The organism is Paenibacillus sp. S150 (assembly GCF_019352175.1).
Taxonomy (GTDB): domain Bacteria; phylum Bacillota; class Bacilli; order Paenibacillales; family Paenibacillaceae; genus Paenibacillus_AQ.
On sequence record NZ_JACBYI010000007.1, the window covers coordinates 161,945 to 184,286 of the forward strand.

At 53.1% G+C, this 22,342-nt stretch carries 24 protein-coding genes and 1 riboswitch; all 24 genes read right to left on the bottom strand.

What is annotated here, in order from left to right; all coding sequences use genetic code 11:
* Positions 1 to 41: 41 nt before the first annotated feature.
* The 24 genes from mreB to spoIIR all read right to left on the bottom strand — a co-directional run bounded on the left by mreB (position 42) and on the right by spoIIR (position 22,255).
* Positions 42 to 1,040, bottom strand: a complete 999-nt coding sequence (gene mreB, locus HYD27_RS09925) for a rod shape-determining protein (RefSeq protein ID WP_219214317.1) — start codon at positions 1,038 to 1,040, stop codon at positions 42 to 44.
* A gap of 229 nt (positions 1,041 to 1,269) precedes the next feature.
* Positions 1,270 to 1,557 (bottom strand): sporulation transcriptional regulator SpoIIID, encoded by a 288-nt coding sequence (gene spoIIID, locus HYD27_RS09930; protein WP_019915029.1) that lies wholly within the window; start codon positions 1,555 to 1,557, stop codon positions 1,270 to 1,272.
* Positions 1,558 to 1,764: 207 nt separating this feature from the next.
* The gene (locus HYD27_RS09935; protein ID WP_219214318.1) at positions 1,765 to 2,514 is read right to left on the bottom strand and encodes a M23 family metallopeptidase; all 750 of its coding nucleotides are present in this window, start codon (positions 2,512 to 2,514) and stop codon (positions 1,765 to 1,767) included.
* A gap of 61 nt (positions 2,515 to 2,575) precedes the next feature.
* Entirely contained in the window at positions 2,576 to 3,736 is a 1,161-nt protein-coding gene (gene spoIID, locus HYD27_RS09940) for a stage II sporulation protein D (RefSeq protein ID WP_219214321.1), read from the bottom strand.
* A 260-nt stretch (positions 3,737 to 3,996) separates the two neighbouring features.
* Entirely contained in the window at positions 3,997 to 5,376 is a 1,380-nt protein-coding gene (murA, locus tag HYD27_RS09945) for a UDP-N-acetylglucosamine 1-carboxyvinyltransferase (RefSeq protein ID WP_219214324.1), read from the bottom strand.
* Positions 5,377 to 5,566: 190 nt separating this feature from the next.
* Complete coding sequence (locus HYD27_RS09950) at positions 5,567 to 5,824, bottom strand: DUF1146 family protein (RefSeq protein WP_219214326.1); 258 nt, start codon at positions 5,822 to 5,824, stop codon at positions 5,567 to 5,569.
* Positions 5,825 to 6,103: 279 nt separating this feature from the next.
* Entirely contained in the window at positions 6,104 to 6,520 is a 417-nt protein-coding gene (locus HYD27_RS09955; protein WP_219214329.1) for a F0F1 ATP synthase subunit epsilon, read from the bottom strand.
* Positions 6,521 to 6,585: 65 nt separating this feature from the next.
* Positions 6,586 to 7,983 (bottom strand): F0F1 ATP synthase subunit beta, encoded by a 1,398-nt coding sequence (atpD, locus tag HYD27_RS09960; RefSeq protein ID WP_219214331.1) that lies wholly within the window; start codon positions 7,981 to 7,983, stop codon positions 6,586 to 6,588.
* 146 nt (positions 7,984 to 8,129) lie between these two features.
* Positions 8,130 to 9,005, bottom strand: coding sequence for an ATP synthase F1 subunit gamma (atpG, locus tag HYD27_RS09965; RefSeq protein ID WP_219214334.1), 876 nt, complete (start codon positions 9,003 to 9,005; stop codon positions 8,130 to 8,132).
* 193 nt (positions 9,006 to 9,198) lie between these two features.
* Positions 9,199 to 10,710: a F0F1 ATP synthase subunit alpha gene (gene atpA / locus HYD27_RS09970; RefSeq protein ID WP_219214337.1), complete on the bottom strand. Its 1,512-nt coding sequence runs from the start codon at positions 10,708 to 10,710 to the stop codon at positions 9,199 to 9,201.
* 11 nt (positions 10,711 to 10,721) lie between these two features.
* The gene (locus HYD27_RS09975; protein WP_219214340.1) at positions 10,722 to 11,273 is read right to left on the bottom strand and encodes a F0F1 ATP synthase subunit delta; all 552 of its coding nucleotides are present in this window, start codon (positions 11,271 to 11,273) and stop codon (positions 10,722 to 10,724) included.
* On the bottom strand, positions 11,270 to 11,758 hold the full coding sequence (atpF, locus tag HYD27_RS09980) for a F0F1 ATP synthase subunit B (protein ID WP_219214343.1): 489 nt from the start codon (positions 11,756 to 11,758) through the stop codon (positions 11,270 to 11,272). The genes HYD27_RS09975 and atpF overlap by 4 nt, the downstream gene beginning before the upstream one ends.
* Before the next feature lie 97 nt (positions 11,759 to 11,855).
* Positions 11,856 to 12,068, bottom strand: coding sequence for a F0F1 ATP synthase subunit C (gene atpE / locus HYD27_RS09985; RefSeq protein ID WP_039877624.1), 213 nt, complete (start codon positions 12,066 to 12,068; stop codon positions 11,856 to 11,858).
* Positions 12,069 to 12,178: 110 nt separating this feature from the next.
* Positions 12,179 to 12,946, bottom strand: coding sequence for a F0F1 ATP synthase subunit A (gene atpB, locus HYD27_RS09990; RefSeq protein ID WP_219214345.1), 768 nt, complete (start codon positions 12,944 to 12,946; stop codon positions 12,179 to 12,181).
* A 29-nt stretch (positions 12,947 to 12,975) separates the two neighbouring features.
* On the bottom strand, positions 12,976 to 13,353 hold the full coding sequence (locus HYD27_RS09995; RefSeq protein ID WP_219214348.1) for an ATP synthase subunit I: 378 nt from the start codon (positions 13,351 to 13,353) through the stop codon (positions 12,976 to 12,978).
* Entirely contained in the window at positions 13,346 to 13,579 is a 234-nt protein-coding gene (locus HYD27_RS10000; protein WP_219214351.1) for an ATPase F0F1, read from the bottom strand. Before HYD27_RS10000 ends, HYD27_RS09995 begins: the two co-directional genes overlap by 8 nt.
* A 180-nt stretch (positions 13,580 to 13,759) precedes the next feature.
* Positions 13,760 to 14,920 (bottom strand): non-hydrolyzing UDP-N-acetylglucosamine 2-epimerase, encoded by a 1,161-nt coding sequence (gene wecB, locus HYD27_RS10005; RefSeq protein WP_219214353.1) that lies wholly within the window; start codon positions 14,918 to 14,920, stop codon positions 13,760 to 13,762.
* A gap of 71 nt (positions 14,921 to 14,991) precedes the next feature.
* On the bottom strand, positions 14,992 to 15,621 hold the full coding sequence (upp, locus tag HYD27_RS10010) for a uracil phosphoribosyltransferase (RefSeq protein WP_074087330.1): 630 nt from the start codon (positions 15,619 to 15,621) through the stop codon (positions 14,992 to 14,994).
* A gap of 904 nt (positions 15,622 to 16,525) precedes the next feature.
* Positions 16,526 to 17,776 carry a serine hydroxymethyltransferase gene (locus HYD27_RS10015; protein ID WP_309242045.1) on the bottom strand — a complete coding sequence of 417 codons (1,251 nt, stop codon included), beginning with the start codon at positions 17,774 to 17,776 and terminating at the stop codon, positions 16,526 to 16,528.
* Positions 17,777 to 17,864: 88 nt separating this feature from the next.
* Positions 17,865 to 18,518, bottom strand: coding sequence for a TIGR01440 family protein (locus HYD27_RS10020; RefSeq protein WP_220101567.1), 654 nt, complete (start codon positions 18,516 to 18,518; stop codon positions 17,865 to 17,867).
* A 130-nt stretch (positions 18,519 to 18,648) separates the two neighbouring features.
* Positions 18,649 to 18,731, bottom strand: a riboswitch (ZMP/ZTP riboswitch).
* A gap of 51 nt (positions 18,732 to 18,782) precedes the next feature.
* Positions 18,783 to 19,370 carry a low molecular weight protein arginine phosphatase gene (locus tag HYD27_RS10025; protein WP_219214359.1) on the bottom strand — a complete coding sequence of 196 codons (588 nt, stop codon included), beginning with the start codon at positions 19,368 to 19,370 and terminating at the stop codon, positions 18,783 to 18,785.
* A gap of 52 nt (positions 19,371 to 19,422) precedes the next feature.
* Positions 19,423 to 19,995 (bottom strand): manganese efflux pump MntP, encoded by a 573-nt coding sequence (locus tag HYD27_RS10030; protein WP_219214361.1) that lies wholly within the window; start codon positions 19,993 to 19,995, stop codon positions 19,423 to 19,425.
* 156 nt (positions 19,996 to 20,151) lie between these two features.
* Positions 20,152 to 21,369, bottom strand: a complete 1,218-nt coding sequence (locus HYD27_RS10035; RefSeq protein WP_219214364.1) for an L-threonylcarbamoyladenylate synthase — start codon at positions 21,367 to 21,369, stop codon at positions 20,152 to 20,154.
* Between the two features lie 127 nt (positions 21,370 to 21,496).
* Positions 21,497 to 22,255, bottom strand: a complete 759-nt coding sequence (gene spoIIR, locus HYD27_RS10040) for a stage II sporulation protein R (RefSeq protein ID WP_219214366.1) — start codon at positions 22,253 to 22,255, stop codon at positions 21,497 to 21,499.
* Between the last annotated feature and the right edge of the window lie 87 nt (positions 22,256 to 22,342).

Here is a 22,342-nt window from a genome sequence, read left to right on the forward strand (position 1 = left end):
GTCCCCTTCCTGATTGTGCTGTTAACCTTATTATCGGCGGCTTAGAATTTTTTCTTAACGCTCTTGTCCAAATGATCCAGCATAATCCCGGTTCCCTTAACCACACAATGCATCGGATCCTCCGCCACCCACACCGGAACATGCAGCTCTTCAGAGAGCAGCTCGTCCAATCCGTTAAGCAGCGCGCCTCCGCCGGTTAATACGACTCCACGGTCGATAATGTCCGCTGAAAGCTCCGGCGGTGTGCGCTCCAGCACTGACTTGGCCGCAGCCACGATGGAGGAAACCGGGTCCCACAGCGCTTCCTTCACCTCGCCGGAAGAAATGGTCAGCGTCTGGGGAAGTCCGCTTACCATATCCCGTCCGCGAATATCCATCTCGGACTTCATGCCGCCCGGACGGACCGAGCCGATGGTTACCTTGATATCCTCTGCCGTTCGCTCACCAATCAAGAGCTTGTACTTCTGTTTAATATATCTTAAAATGGCCTCGTCGAACTTGTCCCCTGCCACTTTGATCGAGGAGGCGGTAACGACGTCGCCCATGGACAGCACGGCTACATCCGTCGTTCCGCCGCCAATGTCGACGACCATATTTCCGCTTGGCTGATAAATGTCCATGCCCGCGCCGATTGCTGCGGCTTTGGGCTCTTCTTCCATAAAAACTTCCTTGGCCCCGCTGCGTTCGGCCGCTTCCCGGATCGCTTTCTGTTCAACGGAGGTAATATTGGTGGGGGCGCAGATCAAAATACGGGGCCTTGCGTACCAGGTACGGCCGCCTACGCGGTCAATGAAATACTTCAGCATCATTTCCGTAATTGCAAAATCCGCAATGACACCATCCCTAAGCGGACGGATCGTTGTGATATTTCCAGGTGTGCGCCCTACCATACGACGCGCTTGTTCGCCTACTGCAAGGACTCTCTTCGTATCACTTTCGAGCGTGACCACGGAGGGCTCATCCAGAACGACTCCCCTTCCCTTGACATGAATGAGCACATTGGCCGTGCCGAGATCGATTCCGATATCCTTGCTAAGCATAATGAAAGAGCCCCCAAAGTGTTATTTTAAAATATAAGAAAGTATACGTTTCACAATATACTTTAACCTTCTATTTCCCGCCGGAACGGATACCGTCCTTGGATGGACGGCGCAGCCGTTTTTTCTTGAATAAGAAAAATAGTTAGTTAGTCCCAAATTTAAAAATACCATACTTTAGGGGAAGGATACAATGTAATAAAACTGAATTATTTCTTAAAATCCGAAAATCTTATGGCTTCGATGCTACGGCAACCTCGCGCTTTTTTCCCGTCGTTTTCTTATATTTAATTTTTGTGGCTTCTCCCCCCCGAAGATGGCGAATCGATTTGTGATATTCGAGAATGTGCTTCACCTGATCGGCCAGATCAGGGTTGATCTCGGGCAAACGCTCCGTTAAATCTTTATGCACCGTGCTCTTCGAAACGCCAAATTCCTTGGCTATGGTCCGGACCGTATGCCTGGTTTCCACGATGCAGCGTCCGATCTTAATCGTCCGTTCCTTGATGTAATCGTGCACGCTCCCGCCTCCCAACTGTGGATAGTTTGGTACATTATATGAGGGGCGGGCCTATATATTCGCGCTTTCAGGACGTGACAAGCTTCGGAAGGCTCATTTTATTTCCTGGACAACCTAAAAAGGCCCATATTTCGGTGAAAAGCTGAAATATGCGCTCCCGGTAAATAAAAAAACAGGAGGCTCAGGCCCCCTGTGGAATTTTAAGCTTTAGCGCTGCGGCAGCAAATCCGAAGGATTGACTACCTTGCCATCCTCGTACACTTCGAAGTGCACATGGTTGCCAAGATTCTTCTCGATCTCGCTGCGTCCGGCGGTTGCCAGCGTGTCGCCCTGCTTCACTTCATCGCCTTGCTTCACCTTGGTCTCGCCGAGGCTTTGGTAGACGGTCTTCAAATTGCCTGCACTTGTAACCTCAACAACCTTGCCGAATACCGGAACATCTTCAACCCGGGTGACTTCACCGCTGAGTGCGGCTTTTACATCGAACGTCTGATTGTCTTCACGGGCAATATCGATACCGACGTTTGGAACGAAGGTGTCATTATACTGCACCATGGCCGCCACATGATTCTCTTCTGTTCCATTCTCGTCATAGAACGGCTTAACCACTTCTACATCTGCCGGGCTGGCTACCGGCCAAGCCAGGCTCTCTGCCGAAGCAACAACTTCAAGTGCTGCAGGGTCATCCGTGCCTGCGCCTACTCCTGCTTCAGTACCCGTGCCTGCGGCTTCCTGTGAAACAACGGCGGCGGTGTCCGGATTCAGCGGCTTCTGGCCTGCGTCCTGATAGACCCACACCAAGGTTAGTATAATTGCCGCTGCCGCCGTGTAGACTGCCGGAAATACCCACCGTTTAGATAACAGTCTGTTCCATGAAGAAGGCTGTGCGCCTGAATCTCCCTGCTTATTTTTGAGAGATTCATCATGGTTTGTTTTGTTTTTGTCTTGTTCATTCATATGCTTATCACCTCAGTAACCAGTGTTACCGGGCGCTTCGCTTTTATACGTATCTTTCAAGTTATTTTTTCAGGAGAGTTGAGACTTGGTTAAAAGAGATCCCGCTGTAGTAGTGTTTGAGAATTTGCGTAGCAGTACTCCCCCCCTTGGCCATGCCGTTGGCCCCCCATTGGCTCATGCCGACGCCATGTCCGTTTCCATAAGTGGTAATCTGAACTTTGCCGCCCTGCCGCTTCCAGGTGAACTGGCTGGAACGCAGCCCCAGCTTCTCGCGGACCTCCCGTCCGGTGAACACCGTGCCCCCGATGGATATTTCCTTCACCCGGTGTCCGGCTGTCAAAGACAATACTTCTACAGGCAGTCCTGATGAGGTGGACGAGGTGACCGGCTTCGCCAGGGAAGAAGCCGCCACATCTCCCGACGCGGGCAGGATTATGTCCGCAAGGCCCAGCTTCTCTATCAGTTCCGAATTCGAGAACGTATATGTCACCGCCAGATTTGGCGTAATTTGCTGATCCCATGGGCTGGCCACACTCCGCAGGTAAGGTACAGCCGAACTCCAGTAGTCTTCCGAATTTTCGGTATAGCCACCGCTGGAGGCGAAGAAGGAAGCCGTAATCGGCTGCCCCTGGTAGGTCATGACCACCCCGCGCGTCTCCAGGACCGCGCGGCGGACCTTAGCCAGCCCGGCGCTCTTGCCGCCGTGCGCCCACTCCCGTTCCAGCACGTCCCCGGATACATAAGCCTGATGGCTTACTGTATCCGTCACATCCGCGCCCGGAACGGGCACGCCGCTTCTGTCGCCGGCCAGCAGGCGGCGGACAATGAAGGTGCGCGCCGCGACGGCTTGCGCTTTGAGCGCCTCCAGCTCAAAGTCGGCCGGCATCTCGGCCGCCACCACGCCGCTGACGTAGTCCTCCAGCGGCAATGTCTCGATTTGTCCGCTATGCGACAAATAGACGGAGACCTGCGGCTGCGGGGCTTCCTCCGCAGCCGCTCCCGGCGGCGCCGGGGAGGCCGTGGCCTGCGGCACGGCCGGCGGCGCCGGTTGTCCTCCGCGCAGCGGGACAACGGCCAGCGGCAGCAGCAGCGCCGCCAGCAGGGGCGCTGCGAGCCAGGCGGCGGGCGCCAGCCGCCTGAGCGGGGGCTTCGCGCGCCGCGCGCGCACGGTGCGGCGCGGCGGGTTCAGTATCCGCCGCAGCAGGTAGCGGTAATCTTTCATCTCTATATCTCCCTCCTACAGTCACCGTTGATTCTTATAGATATGAATTTCCGGCAACTGCTAGAACGCCAAATTGAGAGAAAGAGAGTTCTTCCTAACTTTGCGCAAATAAGAAAAACGGCTTCGCCGTCCTCTGAAAGAGGCGGTATCCGTTTCTCCAAAAATAGAAGGATAATTGATGACGTGAAACATATAAATTCTTATATTTCAAAAAAGGCCGCCCGCAAAGGGGCATGGCCTTTATGCTTTATGATCTGCAATTATACCCAGGTTGGCTGGATCTGAAAGCGGGGTTTAACCTCTTCGCCCTTAAAGGATTCATTTCTGGCCGTTTCCGGCTTGGGCAATTCTTCCTTCACTGCAGCTGCTGCTTCAGATTCTTCCATGGAAATCCGCCATATGTCCGCACCAAGACCCGACAGCTTCTCGGCCAGATGCACATAGCCACGGTCGATGTGATGGGTTCCGCTGACTTCCGTTGTGCCTTCGGCAACAAGTCCTGCCAGAATCAGCGCAGCGCCCGCGCGGAGATCTGTAGCACACACTTTGGCGCCGACTAACTGGGCATTGCCGGTCACAATTGCGGAGCGGCCTTCAATCTTGATCTCGGCATTCATGTTGTGGAACTCATCCACATGCATAAACCGGTTCTCAAATACCGTCTCGGTTACAACGCTGGTGCCTTCCGAACGGAGCAGCAGCGCCATCATTTGCGACTGCATGTCGGTAGGAAAACCAGGGTAAGGCAATGTCTTCAAATCCACAGCCTTAAGCGGCTTGTCGCTGATTACCCGCACACCGTTTTCATCCGGTATAATGGTAACGCCCATCTCTTCCATTTTGGCAATCACAGGGCCCAGGTGGTCCGCAATTGCGCCTTCCACGTACACATCCCCGCCTGTAATCGCCGCAGCCGCCATGTAGGTGCCCGCTTCAATCCGGTCAGGAATCACATGGTGCTTCACGCCATGCAGACGTTCAACGCCTTCGATGCGAATGACTCCGGTTCCCGCTCCGCGCACAACTCCGCCCATCCCGTTCAGGTAGTTGGCCAAATCCACAATTTCCGGCTCTTTTGCCGCATTCTCAATTACAGTAACGCCTTCGGCGAGTGCCGCCGCCATCATTATGTTTTCGGTCGCTCCTACGCTCGCCACATCCAGATACACCTTGGCTCCGCGCAGCCGCCCGTTTGATTTCGCTTCAATGTACCCGTGGCCCAAGCTGATCTCGGCACCGAGTGCTTCAAATCCCTTCAGATGCTGGTCAATCGGTCTTGTACCGATGGCGCAGCCGCCAGGCAAAGAAATCCGTGTCTGCCCCAGTCTGGACAAAAGAGGGCCCATCACCAAAAAAGAAGCCCGCATTTTTCTTACCCATTCATATGGTGCTTCACAGGAAGTGATGCTCCTGGCATCAACCTTGATGATATCGTTCTGATATGTAATACCCGCACCCAGAGATTCCAGCACCTTGCTGATGGTCATTACATCGTCTAGCGGAGGTGCGTCCACAATGACGCTGACTCCTTCTTCTGCCAATAGAGAGGCGGCTATGATCGGTAGTACGGAATTTTTTGCGCCGCTAACTTTCACGCTCCCGGTCAATCTGTTGCCACCGCGGACGATAAATTTGCTCATTTCGGTTTCCCTCCGCGTCCATTATTTCTGAAATTATTACCCAGTGTAGAATTCAGTTGTTAAAATTCCTTGTCCTGCGCCCGAGATGCGGGCACGCCCTTAAACATCAGTGTTGACATAATAAAACCGTATTATTCGACATGTTTTTTACCGCTGAGGCCTAAGACAGATATAACCAAAGCGTCCATTCTTAAAACATGTTGCGGATCTGCCCGCTCCAGCTTAAGTAATCCAGCAGAAACCCGGCAACGAAGTGACCCAGCACGATTGCCAGCAATAAATGCAGCAGTCTTCCCTGAGGGCTCTTGGGATATCTTATGACCAGATCGAGCTTAAGGTTCTGAAGTGCCCACCAAGATATTGCAATACAAAATAAAGAAACGACCATTGAAATCAAACTGCTGCTGCCGATTGAGCTTGACAACTCATCATATAACCTTTGATCCATGTTAGCCCCCCGTGTATTAGGTTACTCGGAAATCGACTCTTATATCATACTTGTGCAGGGGAAAAGAATCCAGTACTTTTACAAATTTTTAAACATTTCAGGCTATGTGAGCTGCGATGTCTGCGAGATGTTCACTTTCCAGGCAGAAATGCCTTGGCCGTCCTTGTTGAAGGACTGCGGCGTTTCAGCAAGAAATATTAAGGATAATGGATAGCGGGCAGCCGATAAAGCCTGTATTCCGCAAAAAACGGCCAAGCCTCAGGCTTGACCGTGTCATCATTATTGCTGTCCTTTTCCCGTGGACACTTTGATCCGTGTAACGGCGCGCTGAAGCGCCAGCTCCGCACGGCGGTGATCAATTTCATCCTGTTTGCTGCGGGTCTGAAGGCGGCGCTGGGCGCGTTCCCGTGCCGCTTCGGCGCGTTCAACATCGATTTCGGTAGGCAGCTCGGCACTTTCGGCCAGAACGGTCACCTTGTCTTTATGCACTTCCAGGAACCCGCCATGAACAGCGACCGTAACTGTAGCACCGTCCGCTTTAATGAACATCGGAGCAACCTGAAGTGGAGTCACAAGCGGAATGTGTCCCGGCAAGATACCCAGTTCGCCATTAGCTCCTTTTACTGTCAGGCTGTTGACCTGCTTGGAGTAAACGAGATGCTCCGGCGTGACAATTTCAAGCAGAAAGGTATTCACTTTCATTCCTCCTCAGAGCTTTACGGAATAAAGCTCGCATCGAAAGCATTATACATAGTTCAGGGTTACAATGTTTTCGCTTTTTCAACCGCTTCTTCGATCGTTCCGACAAACAGGAACGCCGCTTCCGGAAGATCATCATGCTTGCCTTCCAGAATCTCCTTGAAGCTGCGTACGGTTTCTTTGATCGGCACATATTTGCCTTTGAAGCCGGTGAATTGTTCGGCTACGTGGAAAGGCTGCGACAGGAACCGTTCAACCTTGCGGGCACGGGCTACAATGACCTTATCTTCTTCACTGAGCTCATCCATACCCAGGATAGCGATAATATCCTGAAGCTCGGTGTAGCGCTGCAGCAGTTGCTTAACGCCCTGTGCCACGTTGTAATGCTCGTCGCCGACGATTTCCGGTGCCAGGATACGCGAGCTTGACGCCAGCGGGTCTACAGCCGGGAAAATACCTTTTTCGGAGATTTTGCGCTCCAGGTTGGTCGTAGCATCCAAGTGGGCAAACGCCGTTGCCGGAGCCGGGTCAGTGTAGTCATCCGCCGGCACGTAGATGGCCTGGATGGAGGTAACCGAACCATTTTTGGTGGAGGTAATCCGCTCTTGCAGCTGGCCCATTTCTGTGGCCAGCGTAGGCTGGTAACCTACGGCAGAAGGCATGCGGCCTAGCAATGCGGATACTTCTGAACCCGCTTGGGTGAAACGGAATATGTTATCGATAAAGAGCAGCGTATCGCGGCCTTCAACATCGCGGAAATACTCCGCCATGGTCAGTCCGGTCAGCGCTACGCGAAGACGCGCGCCCGGCGGCTCATTCATCTGTCCGAATACCATTGCCGTTTTCTTGATTACGCCGGAATCGGTCATTTCATGATACAGGTCATTCCCTTCACGGGTACGTTCGCCAACACCCGCGAATACGGAGATCCCGCCGTGTTCCTGAGCGATGTTGTTGATCAGTTCCTGGATCGTTACCGTTTTGCCTACACCGGCACCGCCGAAGAGGCCGATCTTGCCGCCTTTGGCATATGGGGCCAGAAGGTCGATAACCTTGATCCCGGTTTCCAGAATTTCCGCCTGCGTCGACAGTTCATCAAATGTCGGAGCCAGGCGGTGAATCGGATTTCTGTCAGCAACAACCTCAGCACCGTTATCAATCGGATTGCCCAGAACGTTAAATACCCGTCCCAGAGTAGCCGCGCCTACCGGAACCGAAATCGGTTCGCCCTGGTCAAGGGCATCCAAGCCGCGGACCAGGCCGTCTGTGGAAGACATGGCGATGCAACGTACCAGATTGTCACCCAGGTGATTGGAAACCTCCAGGGTCAAATCAATCGTGCGCCCGTTTTCCAGGCTGGTCACAATCTTGATAGCGTTGAAAATCTCGGGCAGCTGGCCGCGTTCAAATTCAATATCGACAACCGGACCCATAATGCTTACAACGCGTCCTTTGTTCATCTTAATATTTCCCTCCTCGAAAGCTGTTGCATTAAGAAGAAATCACCGCACCGTATAGGCGGGTATATCCCCTTCACATATACGGCACCTGTTTCTCGTGAAAATATAATCCGAAGGTTAAGCGCTGCGCTTAACCTAATCCAGCTTTAAGACTGCGCGTTCGCTCCGGCTACGATCTCGGTAATTTCCTGCGTAATTGCCGCCTGACGGGCACGGTTATACGTAAGTCTAAGTTCTCCGATCATTTTGGACGCGTTCTTCGTTGCACTGCCCATCGCTGTCATCTTCGCACCCAGCTCACTGGCCTTGCCATCCAGAACCGCGCTGTAAATTAACGTTTCCGCATACTTTGGAAGCAATACTTCGAGTACGCCTTTCGCTGAAGGCTCATACTCGTACATTGCATGTACCCCCGCTGAACTCTTCTCGTGCTGTTCCACCGCCTCCATAGGCAGCAAACGGTCTATGGTCGGCACCTGGCTGATTGCATTCACGAACTTGTTATAGCAGATGTACAGTTCGTCATATACACCTGTTTCAAACTGCTGCACCGCCGAATAAGCAATCGACTTGATGTCAGCAAACTTCGGTGTATCGGAGAGCTCGGTTAATTCCTCCACGATCGGATATTCACGGCGGCGCAGAAAGTCACGGCCTTTGCGGCCAATAACGAACAGAGCATACTCATCCTGGGACTTGTGGCGCTCCGCCAGCAGCAGCGCCACTTTACGCAGGATATTGGCGTTGTATCCGCCTGCCAGCCCCCGGTCGGAGGTTACGATCAGATATGCGGTTTTCTTCACGGGACGGCTGACCAGCATCGGATGCGATACATCCATTGAACCGGCAGCGATGCTGGTTACGACCTCTTTCAGCTTCTCCGAATAAGGCCGGGCAGCTTCCGCTTTCTCCTGCGCTTTGCGCAGCTTGGAGGCGGCAACCATCTCCATGGCTTTAGTGATCTGTCTGGTGTTCTGAACGCTTTTGATTTGACGTTTAATATCACGCATGCTTCTTGCCATGATTTCACCACCTTAGAGCTTTGACGAATAAAGCTAACTTCGCAAGCATAATCTGAGCTTTGACGAAACAGAGCAGAATCGTCAGCATTTTTCGGGCTTTGACGTTAATCAAGGCCCGGTTTGCAAGCCTATTCGAGAGCTTTGGGCTGAGCCAAAGCCCGGGTTTGGAGCATTAGTAGAGCCGCTGCAGCGCTTAGCTGGTCGCGAAACCTCTCTTGAACTTGTCGATAGCTTCCTTAAGGGCAGCTTCGTTATCGGCAGTCAAATCCTTGGTGTCAGAGATGGATTGTGCGATTGCACCGGCGTTGCTGTCCACATAAGCAAGGAATTCCTTCTCAAAGCGTCTTACGTCTTTGACTGGAATATCATCCAGATGTCCTTTGACAGCGGTGTATAAGCTGATAACCTGATGTTCAACGGAAAGCGGCTGGTTAACACCCTGCTTCAGAATCTCCATCATGCGCGCACCACGGTTCAGACGGGCTTGCGTAGATTTATCGAGATCGGAACCAAATTGGGAGAAAGCCTGAAGTTCGCGGTATTGCGCCAAATCCAAACGCAGAGAGCCGGCAACCTTCTTCATCGCTTTGATCTGCGCCGAACCGCCAACACGGGATACAGAAATACCCACGTTGATTGCCGGACGTTGACCGGAGTAGAACAAATCGGATTCCAGGAAGATTTGACCGTCCGTAATCGAGATTACGTTCGTAGGAATGTAAGCCGAGACGTCGGAGGCCTGTGTTTCGATGAATGGCAGCGCGGTTAATGAACCGCCGCCAAGCTCATCGCTAAGCTTGGCCGCACGCTCCAGCAGGCGGGAGTGCAGATAGAATACGTCGCCCGGGAACGCCTCACGGCCCGGTGGACGGCGGAGCAGCAGGGACAATTCGCGGTAAGCAGAAGCTTGCTTCGAAAGGTCATCATAGATAACAAGAACATGCTCGCCTTTGTACATGAAGTATTCACCCATTGCGCAGCCTGCGTATGGAGCGATATACAGCAGCGGAGACGGTTCGGAGGCCGACGCAGTTACAACAATTGTATAATCCAGCGCGCCATGGCGGCGGAGAGTTTCAACAACCTGTGCTACAGTGGATTGCTTCTGGCCAATGGCAACATAGATACATTTCATGCCATTGCCCTTCTGGTTGATAATCGCATCGATTGCAATTGCCGTTTTCCCCGTTTGACGGTCACCAATGATGAGCTCGCGTTGTCCGCGGCCGATTGGCACCATCGCGTCGATGGCTTTAAGACCGGTCTGCATTGGCTCATGGACCGATTTACGGTCGATAACACCAGGTGCATTATTTTCTACAGGGCGGAATTCAGTTGTTGCAATCGGGCCTTTGCCGTCCAGCGGCTGACCCAGCGGGTTTACCACGCGGCCCAGCAGGGCTTCGCCAACTGGAACCTGCATAATTTGTCCCGTGCGCTTTACTTGGTCGCCTTCACGAATTGCTGTGTACTCACCCAGGATAACAACACCGACGTTGCTTTCTTCCAGGTTGAGCGCCATGCCCACTACTCCGTTGGAGAACTCCAGCAGTTCCCCTGCCATCGCGTTTTCCAGACCGTAGACACGGGCGATACCGTCGCCGACTTGAATGACGGTGCCGATTTCGGCAACTTCGATATCGGCTTTATATTGCTCAATTTGACTTTTGATCAAACTGCTGATCTCTTCAGGTCTAATGCTCAATATCCTCACCCCTATCTTCTATGCTTATCATTAAAAGCTTTCTCAAGTCGCGTAAGTTTGCCGGACAGACTGCCGTCATACAGCGTATCGCCGATTACGACCTTCATTCCTCCCAGAAGGCTCTTGTCAACGAGATTCTTAACGCGAATCTTGCGTTTCGTAAGCTGACTGAACCCTGCAGCCACACTATCCTGTTCTTCTTGACTCAGGACATATGTTGAGTACACAGTCGCATCGCCGATTCCCAGAGCGTCCCCTTCTATTTTCACATATGTTTCCAATAAATCAGCGAAAATATCGGTTCTGTCCCGCTCTACCAGCAGCAATACCGTGTTCATTACCTCTTCGGATAGCTTATCCTGAAGCACTGTGCGCAGCACCTCCAGCTTGTCGGACCGTGAGATGCGCGGTGCAAGAATGAACCGTTTCACCTCTTCGTCGAGATGAAGCACCTCTACTACTGTCTTAAGCTGTTCTTCCACTTCAAGGGTAATGCCTTTCTCCACCGCTATACTGTACAGGGCCTTGGCGTAGCGCTTGGCAACTATCGTATCGCGGCTCATGATCGGCCTCCGACCTCTTTGAGGTATTGATCAACGAGCTTCTCCTGTTCGCCATCGACTTTAACTTCTTTTTCAAGCAGCTTGGAAGCAATACGAACCGATGCTGTTCCAAGCTCGCTGCGCAAAGCTTCCACAGCTTTGTTCTTCTCGTTATCAATGTCGCGGACAGCATCTTGCTTGAGACGTTCAGCTTCAATCTTGGCCTGTTCCATCAGACGATCCGCCTGATCGGCGCTCGTTGCCTGCGATTGCTGAATAATTTGCTGCGCCTCCTGGCGTGCCTGCTGCAGGGCTTGCTTCTGTTCTTCTACATAAGCGACCGCCTGTTCCCGGGTGTTAGCCGCTTCATTCATCTGCTGCATCACCAATTCCCGGCGTTTCTCCATAATTCCGAATAATTTGCTGAATGCAAATTTACTGAGCAGAAAGTACAGGATTACAAATGCGGCAATTGAAAAAACTATATTGGTCCAAACTATAGTCACTGTGGTCACTCCTTTCCGTTACCGCGCGTGCGGATATATACAAAAGTAAGGCGCGGATGGCACTTGCCCTCCCCGCCAAACCGTAAGGAACGGTTTATTAAGAAAACATGATCAGAAATGCGATAACCGTTGCGGCCAAAGGAATTACTTCAACGATACCAACCCCGATAAACATTGTCGTCTGCAGCGCGTTGCGTGCTTCCGGCTGACGCGCGATGGATTCTACCGTTCTGCTGACAATCATACCGTTACCAAGACCTGCGCCGAGAGCGCCCAAACCAACCGCGATTGCTGCTGCCAAAAATTCCATTTGTAAATATCCTCCTTTAATTTCGGTTCAATTTGTATTTGCTTTTTAATGATATAAAAATCTCCCGAGAAAAGATTACCGGCTGCTGCCGTTATCCTCACGGCAGTTCATTAATGTGCCTCTTCCTCGTGAATCGTCATCTGTGCAATGTACACCATTGTCAGAATCGTAAAGATAAATGCCTGGAGCGCCCCTACAAAGATACTAAAGCCCTGCCAGACTGCCAAAAATGGAATACTCAGTATTCCCAGCTTCAGAATAACCGTGATCAAAACTTCACCGGCGAAAATATTGGCAAACAAACGGATGGCAAGCGCCACCGGCTTCGCCAGATTCTCAATGATGTTCAACGGCAGAAAGATGGGAAACGGCTCGATGTAGTGTTTGAAATAATGTTTGCCGTTTTGCTTGATGCCCAGAAAATTCATCAATATAAAAACGATGATCGCAAGACCTGCAGTGACATTAATATCAGCAGTAGGCGACTTATACCACAACAATTCAACATGTTCGCCGTGCGCCAGGTTTTTGGTGGCTTCGATAACATGTCCGAAAATGTATACCGGCTTATCGGCTTCAGTGATGAAAGAAAAAGGCAGGCCCAGAAGATTGGAGACAAAAATAAACAAAATCAGCGTTAGTCCCAGTGATATGTAGGATTTCCCCTTTTTCAAATCCATGGCACTGCTGATAATTCCTTGTACAAATTCGACTACCCACTCCATGAAATTCTGGAGCTTGGACGGATTTTCGACAGACAGGCTGCGGACAGACAGCATTACCAGAATGAACACGATAATCGAACTGATCACCAGCATCAGAACAGCGGATAGATCAATTGGTATGCCGCCTAAATAGATTAGTGGCATTTCATGCATAGTATCATCCTCCTTTCTGTTTAATCTGGCTACATTTTCTGCTTTACACTTAAGTAAATCCCTACAGGAATAGAGAGAATTTGGGGGATGAACAGACCGATGATGGTAGCCTCCAGCGAGAAATGCTCAATCTTGACGGAGAACATAGTAACCAGAATCGCAAAGCAGATCCGTGTAACAAACCCGAGGCTGAATGCCCTTCCCTCCTGGTTCGCAACAGATTCGGCGACCATCCGGACTCTGACTGCCAAATACCGGAAATTCACCAATCCCCCCAACAGGCCAAGTGTCATTCCAAGCGTAACAGTACGGGTCTCGTGGTGAAGCGCCCATCCCATAAGCAGTCCCGCCATAAGAACAAGGGTGACTTTGGTGACGGCATTGATCATGGGAGTCATATTATCCATTTTGCTCCCCCATAAATTTTTTGATTAACAGGACGACATGAATAATCCCGAGAAACATCCCGGTAATTGTACCGATAGCCAGCCAATATTCCGGTCCGTCCATCAGGTCCTGAAGCCATCGTGCCGTAAAAAAGCCTATAACAATGTAAGCGGAAAGCATAGTACCCGCACTCCCGATAACCAAAGCGGTTTTCCCCAGGCCGGGGCCGTTTCTTTGCTCTTTCATAGGCTACAATCCCAACTAATTTTACTGAATATCCAGACTCTTTGTCAATTCATCGAATTTTGCCTCAAAGTGTATGGAAACATGAAAATAGTCACAGCAAAAATGCTCCAAAACCACTCAAACCGTACAGTTGCACTGTATACTGCTATTATTCAATCAAACATGCGCAGCACAATGTCTTCAGGATTCATTTGTGAACATTCTGTGAAATTCTTCTGGACGTTCTTTAACAACACCGAAATGGTGTAATATCGCATTGACAATCCTTTCGGAGGCTTTACCGTCTCCATACGGGTTGGCGGCCCGGCTCATTGACTGGTACAGGCTCTGATCAGTCAAAAGGGCATATGTCCGTTGATACACCTTCTCCTCGTCCGTGCCCACAAGCTCCAGTGTTCCGGCTTCGATCCCTTCCGGGCGCTCGGTTGTATCACGCAGCACAAGCACAGGAACTCCAAAGGAGGGGGCTTCCTCCTGCAGGCCGCCGGAATCGGTCAATATCAGGTGGGTATGCGGATAAAAATTATGCAGGTCAACGACATCCAGCGGATCAATCAGCTTAATTCTCGGGTGTCCGCCGAGTATCTCATGTGCCGGTTCCTTGACTGCAGGACTCGGGTGCACAGGATAAACTATGGCTACATCTTCAAATTCGTCAGCGATTCTTTTGACAGCACGGAAAATATGACGGTGCGGTTCGCCTTGAGATTCCCTGCGGTGCGCCGTCATTAAAATAAGTCTTTTTCCTGAAGCAAAATCCAGCACAGGATGCCGGTAGTCCGGCTGTACGGTATATTGAAACACATCGGTTACGGTGTTGCCTGTGATATAAACACTTGATTCTTTTTTGTTCTCGTGTCTCAGGTTGCCCGCTGACCAATCGGTCGGAGCAAAGTGCAAATCCGCAAGAACACCCGTCAACTGCCGGTTCATCTCTTCAGGATATGGAGACAGCTTGTTCCAGGTCCGAAGTCCTGCTTCAACATGGCCTACCTGTATTTGCTGCAGGAAGGCGGCATAGCTGGCAAGAAAGGTGGTGAGTGTATCCCCATGCACCAGCACCAGGTCCGGTCTAGCCTCCCTAAGCACCGGCTCCAGTCCCTCCAGCACCCGAATGGTAATTTCGTTCAGCGTCTGGCGGTCCTTCATCACATCCAGATCATAATCAGGGATGATCTTGAATACCTCCAGGACCTGGTCAAGCAATTCCCGGTGCTGCGCTGTTACGCAAACCACGGACTCAATATGTTCGGGATGTCTGGCAAGCTCCAGGACCAAAGGCGCCATTTTGATCGCCTCGGGGCGCACTCCGAAAATCGTCATCACTTTAATTTTGGACATAACCCCTACCCTCTCTTCAAAATGCTTAAGTATCCCCTGTTTATTCTATAATACTATTACTTAATTGAGGACTACTTGGTTCCATACAAGCGGTCACCGGCGTCTCCGAGTCCTGGCACAATATACCCATGATCATTCAAATGATCATCCAGGGCAGCGACATAGATATCAACATCCGGGTGGGCTGCTTGTACAGCGGCAACGCCTTCCGGAGCGGCAATCAGGTTCATCATCTTGATCTGGGTGCATCCCCGGTTCTTCAGCGAGGTGATCGCGGCAATGGCGGAGCCGCCTGTAGCCAGCATGGGATCAATTACAATCAATTCGCGCTCCTGAACATCCGTAGGAAGCTTGATGTAATATTCAACCGGCTGGAGGGTTTCAGGATCACGGAACAACCCGACATGTCCCACCTTCGCTGCAGGAAGCAGCTTCAGTACGCCCTCAAGCATGCCCAGTCCGGCACGCAGGATCGGAATCAGGCCCAGCATTCTTCCGGAAATCACTTTGCTCTCCGTCTCTGCTACCGGCGTCTGGACTGTGATGGTCTCCAGTGGAATATCACGCGTAATCTCATATGCCATAAGTGTAGCGACTTCATCAACATGCTCTCTGAACTCTTTCGTGTTCGTCCGCACATCGCGAATAAATGTTAATTTGTGCTGAATCAAAGGATGATCGCAAATCACCAATTTTCCCATTCTTGTCCCTCCGGTAATTGTAAGTCTTATTTATAGCCGTAGAAAGCGCTTTTGCTTCTCCCCTGGCTAAATCCTGTCTATTATATCATCACCCGAGGTGTATTTCACCTACGAAGGCCTGGTTCTGCGCAGACGGATTTCACCAGTCCGGTATTGAAGCGGGGAGAGAACCGGAGATTTTATTTTTTCATTCAAATATCAAATGCGGTTTAGTTTATACCATTTTGTTCAATTCATAATTTTCACATTTTTTTCACTTTTTTTATTGAAAATTTCATGAACTTTCATAGATATTTCACGAGTATTTTCGACAAATAACCGTTAGAAATGTGAACATTATGCTACAGATCGTTCCCAAGGCTCTCTCAAAGGAAATAAATAGTAAGAAAAGGAAGGAAAAATGCAAGGATGCGTGCATGCAACTCATCATAAAAGACGCCAATTCATGGCGGTTTTGAGAGCGGGAAGCAATCCGGCAGGCAATAATATCCGCCAAGCAGAAACGGCTACGCCGTCCCTACAGCCAATACTATATATCGTTGTAAGAGTTGAACCGGAGAACCTGAACAAGCTGATGGAACGCAAGGAGGTTCACAGGGAACTGAAGCTAAGTGGAAAAAGTAACACTAATGGGCTGGGATTCCGGCTTTACGGGCTTAAGCGGGATTTTGTACACTTCATGGAGGCCCTCTCATCCCATACGGCTGATTCCAGCCGGATTAGTTGTACTTTTTCCCCACTAAGGATGATCCGGAGCCCAAATGCGCTGCCTTAGTGTTCCTTTTTACCATTAAGGAGGCTGCCCTTCAAAAAAGCCTCCACAGAACCGGAAGCACCGGATACTGTGGAGGCTTTGTTTAATGAAGCATTTCAATAGACGCTCTAAGCAATATCTGATTAGGGATTAGTATTGCAGGGCTGGATAGATTGGATATTGCTCTGTAAGTTCAGCTACCTCACGGCCGGCCTCGGCCAGCTTGGCTTCATCCTTAGGATTCTTCAATACAGCCGCGATAATGCGGCCGATTGCAGCCATTGCCTGCTCGTCCATGCCGCGTGAAGTGACCGCAGGCGTACCGATGCGGATACCGCTCGTCACAAACGGGCTGGTAGGATCAAACGGGATAGCATTCTTGTTCACGGTGATGCCGATGGAATCCAAAACCTTCTCCGCATCCTTGCCTGTGATGTTCAGGTTGCGGGTATCCAGCAGCATCAGGTGGTTGTCCGTCCCCCCGGATACAATGTTGACTCCTTCGCCGATCAGTGTTTCCGCCAGCACTTTGGCGTTCTTCACCACATTCTCGGCATACGTTTTGAACGAAGGCTGCAGTGCTTCGCCAAAGGAGACGGCTTTGGCGGCAATCACATGCATGAGCGGTCCTCCCTGCGAGCCAGGGAATACGGCCTTGTCGATTGCAGCCGCCCAAGGCTGTCTGCAGAGAATCATGCCTCCGCGTGGACCGCGCAGTGTTTTGTGTGTGGTTGTGGTTACGAAATGGGCATGCGGAACCGGACTCGGATGAATGCCGGCCGCCACCAGCCCGGCGATATGGGCCATATCCACCATGAACAATGCGCCAACATCGTTCGCAATAGAGCCAAGGGCTTCGAAATCGATCGTACGCGGATAGGCGCTTGCTCCGGCTACAATCAATTTTGGACGGTGCTTGAAGGCTGCCTTGCGCACTTCATCATAATCAATCAGGAAGGTGTCCTCCTGCACCCCATAAGCCACAAAATTATACAAGAGACCGGAGGCATTCACCGGGCTGCCATGCGTCAGATGGCCGCCATGCGCCAGATTCATCCCCAGAACAGTATCACCGGGATTCAGTGCGGCAAGGTACACGGCCATATTGGCCTGGGCGCCGGAATGCGGCTGTACGTTGACATGGTCGGCACCAAACAGCTGCTTGGCACGGTCACGCGCCAAGTTCTCCACGATGTCTACATCCTCACAACCGCCATAATACCTTTTGCCGGGGTAGCCTTCCGCATATTTGTTCGTGAGCACAGAACCCATCGCTTCTATTACTGCTTCGCTGACAATATTCTCCGAAGCGATAAGCTCAATATTCGCACGCTGACGGCTCAGCTCCAATCCCATCGCTTCCAGTACTGCCGGGTCACTCTTACGCAATTGTTCCATGATTCTTATTCCTCCCTAGTGCTCTTTAGTTTATGTTGTGTGAAGACAAACCAACAGTCAATGCCAATATCGCCGGCTTTTCTGTGCTTCCTTAGCCGCAATTCCCTGATCCGCCGGTCTCCGGAGTACGGTACACAGCCCGCTCCCCGCCAATGAGCGGAGGCCTGCTCCAGGCCGCATTCACCCGGGCGGCACCAATGTAGCGCAGACTTGGCCGGAAAGGCACTGCAATCCGGCGCAAATGCATGCCGATCAGCGTCTCGCCGATATCGATGCCCGCATGTGCCTCCACCGTTTCCGCGAGCACAGGGTCCGCCATCGAGCGGTATGCTGCGGCAGCCATAGAACCTCCGGCTCCCGGTACCGGTACAGCCGATACCTCCCGCAATCCCAGCTTCTCCAGCAATGAACGCTCCATGACCAGCGAACGGTTCAAATGCTCGCAGCACTGGTATACGGGCTGAAACCCCCGTTCCCCGGCAACCTGAACAATTCCCTCCAGCAGCTGCTGCGCTACCTCGAGGGCGCCGCCGGTGCCAATGCGCACCCCGGCCACTTCGCTTGTGCTTGCACCGACAACCAGAATCTTGCCGGGCCCCAGCTTCCCGGCTTCCGAAAGCTCCCGCACCACAGCAGCGGTTGCAGCCGTTAAAGAAAGCTCCGCTCCTGCCGGTTGACCCGCATTTCCGGATAAACTGCCGGATGCCGGGTTCTCCCGTGAGTCCTGCTTCATGACTTGACCCATCATTCTGCCTCCCTCAAGCAAGTAGAAACCTTTGCGTCCCTTTTAAGAACAGCACCGCTTCAGCACTGATCCTGACGCCAGTTCTGAATTTTAAACAAAAAAGAGCAGTCCGCAGCAAACTGCGGATGTGCTCTTTTGCCCAGGCGACCGGCCGTTTATTCCAATGCTCCATCGTGGTTTGATCCACATCTGTCGCCAGTTACACTGGAACCGGGTAATATTTATTTTATCTTAAAGGAATGACCGCGAAAAATCAACCATCCTTTACAAACGGCGCAAGGACTCCAGCTTATCCAGGAGACTATACAGTGCTGTGCGGATCTCGGCTGCGGCAAGCTCGTAATCTTCCCGCGGGCCTCCAAAGGGATCGGAAATATCAAAGCTCGGAATCCGCTGGCGGATCTCTATCATCCGCTGCACATCGGCGGATTCCGGCTCTGCACCCAGTGCAAGGCTAAGCTCCGCGTCGGCATACAGGCTATCGAGCTCGCGGATATCCGCGTTGACCGCTTCTTCATCGTAGACATATTCTTTCAGTGTAAAGGTCTTGGCAACCGCGCTGGGAAAATACTGCAGCAAATGGCGTTTATGCCCGCCTGTGAGGGTCAGCACCAAATCCGCCCATGCCACTGTCTCTCCGCTGAGCTGCGTGGAGCGGATATCATCATGAATTCCTTCGTCCCGCAGAATCGCCGCGGCATGTCTGGATATGGAAGTACCGGAAATGGCGGAAATGCCTGCAGACCGCACTTCCACGTCGATTCCCCGCTCCTTCGCAAGCTTCCGGAGAAGTCCCTCAGCCATAGGGCTACGGCACGTATTTCCTGTGCAGACGAATAAAATATGCAGCATACTTTCCACCTCCATGAAAAATAAATTGAATTAGTGTTTTGCCGTTATTGTATCAGAAGATGAAGAGTAAGCCAAACGCCAGCAGGATGCCCCCGCCCAGCGCCTCTCCGTAATCACCCAGTCCACGGCTGACCCTCCGCCCCAGCAGCAGGCCGGTTATCGACATCAGACCGCCGCAGGCGCCAAAAGCAAGTACGGTTAGAGCTATACTATTCACAAACATTCCCAAGGAAACCCCCACAGAGAAAGAATCTATGCTTACGCTGAGCGAAATCAGCAGCATGCCCCACAAGGACCGGTGATCAACAGGATTGCGGCGGACCTCCCCCGGCCGAAAGGAGTTGAATATCATATGCCCGCCCAGCAGCACGAGCAGCCCCCCTGCAGCAAATGTGGTGACTTGTCCAAGCAGATGGCCCACGTAGCTGCCTGTAAACAATCCCAGCAGCGGCATCAGCACATGAAAAAAAGCGATCAGCAAACTGAGCTGCAGCACATGCAAAAGACGGATGCCCTTCATCCCGATGCCCACACCGAGTGAAAACGCGTCCATCCCCAGTGCGACTGCCATAATGACAATCGTTACTATCTGGCCCCAGCCAGCGTATACTCCGCCTATGCTCATGCCTATACCTCCAAGGTCCGAAAGTCTTGTACCACAACCTTATGCGGACAAGGGGGAATTCATGACTGTGCGGGGCAGGCAAGCAGGCGAACCAGCCTGATGCAAGGAAGAACCCGGGTTGTGGCCCATTGCGGAAATGGCCAGGCTATTTCCGGGTTAACCGGCGTCGATGACGGTTCCGCCGGCGGCTTTCATCAGCCGGTTCATGATGGCTGCGCCGAGGCCGGTATCCGGGCAGGCCTCGGCCAGAATGTAGGTCGCTCCCGCTTCATCGAAGCGCCGCAGCGCGGCATACAGGGAGCGTGCCCCTTCCTCCGGGGAGGCCAGCGAGCCGAGGGAAACGACGCAGGCGGCCGGGCAGGCGGGATACAGGGCCCTATGCTCCTCGAAGAGGAGCAGGCCCGTGATCTCGCCGGCCCGCTGCGCCGCCCGCAGCAGGCCCGCGGCGGCTTCCGCCACACTCCGCGGGGAAGCTCCGCGCACTACGCCGAGCATTCCGCGCGGGGCGTAGTGCGTGTACTTCATGCCCGGCGCGCGCGGCGCCGGGGGGCTGTCCCCGGCGGCGTGCGCCGCGCCGGGGGGCCGGCCGGAAGCGTCAGCAGGCGCTTCCGGAAGGGCCGGGGCCGCCAGGACGGCCCCGGGACCGAGCACCGCCGCGAGCTGCTCGGCGGTGATGCCGCCGGGACGGAGCACCAGGACCGTCCCGTCCGGCTGCACCTGCACGACGGTCGATTCCAGGCCGACTCCGGCCGCACCGCCGTCAAGCACCCCGCCGATGTATCCGGCGAGGTCCTCCAGCACATGGGCGGCCAGCGTGGGACTCGGCCGCCCGGAGCGGTTGGCGCTGGGCGCAGCCACCGGACAGCCCGCCGCGCGGATCAGCGCCAGCGCAAGCGGGTGATCCGGCATGCGCACGCCGACCGTGTCCAGCCCGGCCGTCACCAGCGGCGACAGCACGCCGGGACGGACAGGCAGCACTACGGTCAGCGGCCCCGGCCAGAACGCGCCGATCAGCGCCGACGCCGAGGGGTGGACCTCCGTCACCAGCCCCTCCAGATCGCTCCGCCGGGCGATGTGGACGATCAGCGGATTATCGGAAGGCCGCCCCTTGGCGGCAAAGACCGCTTCTACCGCAGCTGTGCTGCGGGCGTCCGCCCCCAGCCCGTATACCGTTTCGGTCGGGAACGCAACGGTGCTCCCTTCACGCAGCAAAGCCGCCGCCTCTGCAAGGGCTTGCCGGTCCGCTGCGCTCTGCGGATAGAGAGTGTAATCCGTACCGGAATCTTCAAGCGGTGACAGCTTCCAATACTTCGTTGAATCTATATGTCCGTTGCGCCGCTGAACCGCAAACGAGGAATCCTGAGGTTCTGTCATTCTCATCACAAGCTTTCTAATAAGGTTGTCGGCAGATCAACAAAAACGGCCCCACCAGGTGGCGCCGCAGGAAATCCGCTTCAGTTCAGCTTATATCGTAACATAGGCGGCAATAGATTCATAGGATTCAGCTGAATAATCCGCTGATCCAGCTCCACAGATTTTGCAGCGCTTCCCAGAGAAAGAACCGCACCTTCGGCGCTTCCGCCTCACCGCTTGCCGGAGCGGCGCCGTCCGAGGCGGACGCTGCTGTTACCGCTCCATTATCGGCAGCCTTGACGCTGGCGCCTTCTCCGGCTGCGGAAGCCTGGGCAGTCTTGGCCTGGGCTGCCGCAGATGCCGCCGCATCCCCGGACCCGGCATCAATGAAGCACAGCGGCGGGAACAGCACGCACCACCAGTTCTGCCCCCGGCCTGCGCCTAATGTGACACGCACAGCTTCATACTCTCCGGCAGGATAGACGGTGCCGCCGTACATCTTGGTCGGAAACGGGACGACGCCCAGCTCTACCGTATAACCATAATCAATCCCCCGTGCTCCAAGCTCCCTTGCCACCAGTGCATTCAGCTCCGGCAGATGGCTGCGGATCAGCGTCCGCGCCTGCTCCAGGCTCTGCGGATCTTCCAGCTTTGCCACCCACCGGTTCATCTGCCCGACAATGCTGTCGCGGATCTGGCGCTTGACCAGCTGGTCCGCCGTCCCGTCCGAATTCGCCAGAATACGCAGCCGGATGGAATCCCGGGGAATGGAGACCTCCGCTACGGCGGCATCGGTTTTTTGCCCTTCCCAGGCCATCATGAGAACCATAAAAAAACAAATTAAAATGGCAGTATACTTAAAGGTTACCCGCAAGGAATCCTGTCTGTCAGTTCCGTCATGCTCCATCTCCAGCAGCCCCTCTCCTCAAAAACTCTGATGTCCCCAGTATGCCCGGGAAGGAGAGGAGGCAAACCTAGCAATCTATTAAAAGTT

What these genes read in the sequence shown, in the direction of transcription:
- atpE (WP_039877624.1), bottom strand. Translation starts at nt 12,068, where the DNA reads ATGGAATTTTTGGCAGCAGCAATCGCGGTTGGTTTGGGCGCTCTCGGC.
- atpB (WP_219214345.1), bottom strand. Translation starts at nt 12,946, where the DNA reads ATGCATGAAATGCCACTAATCTATTTAGGCGGCATACCAATTGATCTA.
- HYD27_RS10025 (WP_219214359.1), bottom strand. Translation starts at nt 19,370, where the DNA reads ATGCTGCATATTTTATTCGTCTGCACAGGAAATACGTGCCGTAGCCCT.
- HYD27_RS09950 (WP_219214326.1), bottom strand. Translation starts at nt 5,824, where the DNA reads ATGGATCAAAGGTTATATGATGAGTTGTCAAGCTCAATCGGCAGCAGC.
- spoIID (WP_219214321.1), bottom strand. Translation starts at nt 3,736, where the DNA reads ATGAAAGATTACCGCTACCTGCTGCGGCGGATACTGAACCCGCCGCGC.
- wecB (WP_219214353.1), bottom strand. Translation starts at nt 14,920, where the DNA reads ATGTCCAAAATTAAAGTGATGACGATTTTCGGAGTGCGCCCCGAGGCG.
- HYD27_RS10035 (WP_219214364.1), bottom strand. Translation starts at nt 21,369, where the DNA reads ATGACAGAACCTCAGGATTCCTCGTTTGCGGTTCAGCGGCGCAACGGA.
- upp (WP_074087330.1), bottom strand. Translation starts at nt 15,621, where the DNA reads ATGGGAAAATTGGTGATTTGCGATCATCCTTTGATTCAGCACAAATTA.
- mreB (WP_219214317.1), bottom strand. Translation starts at nt 1,040, where the DNA reads ATGCTTAGCAAGGATATCGGAATCGATCTCGGCACGGCCAATGTGCTC.
- spoIIR (WP_219214366.1), bottom strand. Translation starts at nt 22,255, where the DNA reads ATGGAGCATGACGGAACTGACAGACAGGATTCCTTGCGGGTAACCTTT.
- HYD27_RS10020 (WP_220101567.1), bottom strand. Translation starts at nt 18,518, where the DNA reads ATGGGTCAAGTCATGAAGCAGGACTCACGGGAGAACCCGGCATCCGGC.
- atpG (WP_219214334.1), bottom strand. Translation starts at nt 9,005, where the DNA reads ATGGCAAGAAGCATGCGTGATATTAAACGTCAAATCAAAAGCGTTCAG.
- HYD27_RS09995 (WP_219214348.1), bottom strand. Translation starts at nt 13,353, where the DNA reads ATGGATAATATGACTCCCATGATCAATGCCGTCACCAAAGTCACCCTT.
- HYD27_RS10000 (WP_219214351.1), bottom strand. Translation starts at nt 13,579, where the DNA reads ATGAAAGAGCAAAGAAACGGCCCCGGCCTGGGGAAAACCGCTTTGGTT.
- HYD27_RS10030 (WP_219214361.1), bottom strand. Translation starts at nt 19,995, where the DNA reads ATGAGCATAGGCGGAGTATACGCTGGCTGGGGCCAGATAGTAACGATT.
- atpD (WP_219214331.1), bottom strand. Translation starts at nt 7,983, where the DNA reads ATGAACAAAGGACGCGTTGTAAGCATTATGGGTCCGGTTGTCGATATT.
- HYD27_RS09935 (WP_219214318.1), bottom strand. Translation starts at nt 2,514, where the DNA reads ATGAATGAACAAGACAAAAACAAAACAAACCATGATGAATCTCTCAAA.
- HYD27_RS09975 (WP_219214340.1), bottom strand. Translation starts at nt 11,273, where the DNA reads ATGAGCCGCGATACGATAGTTGCCAAGCGCTACGCCAAGGCCCTGTAC.
- murA (WP_219214324.1), bottom strand. Translation starts at nt 5,376, where the DNA reads ATGAGCAAATTTATCGTCCGCGGTGGCAACAGATTGACCGGGAGCGTG.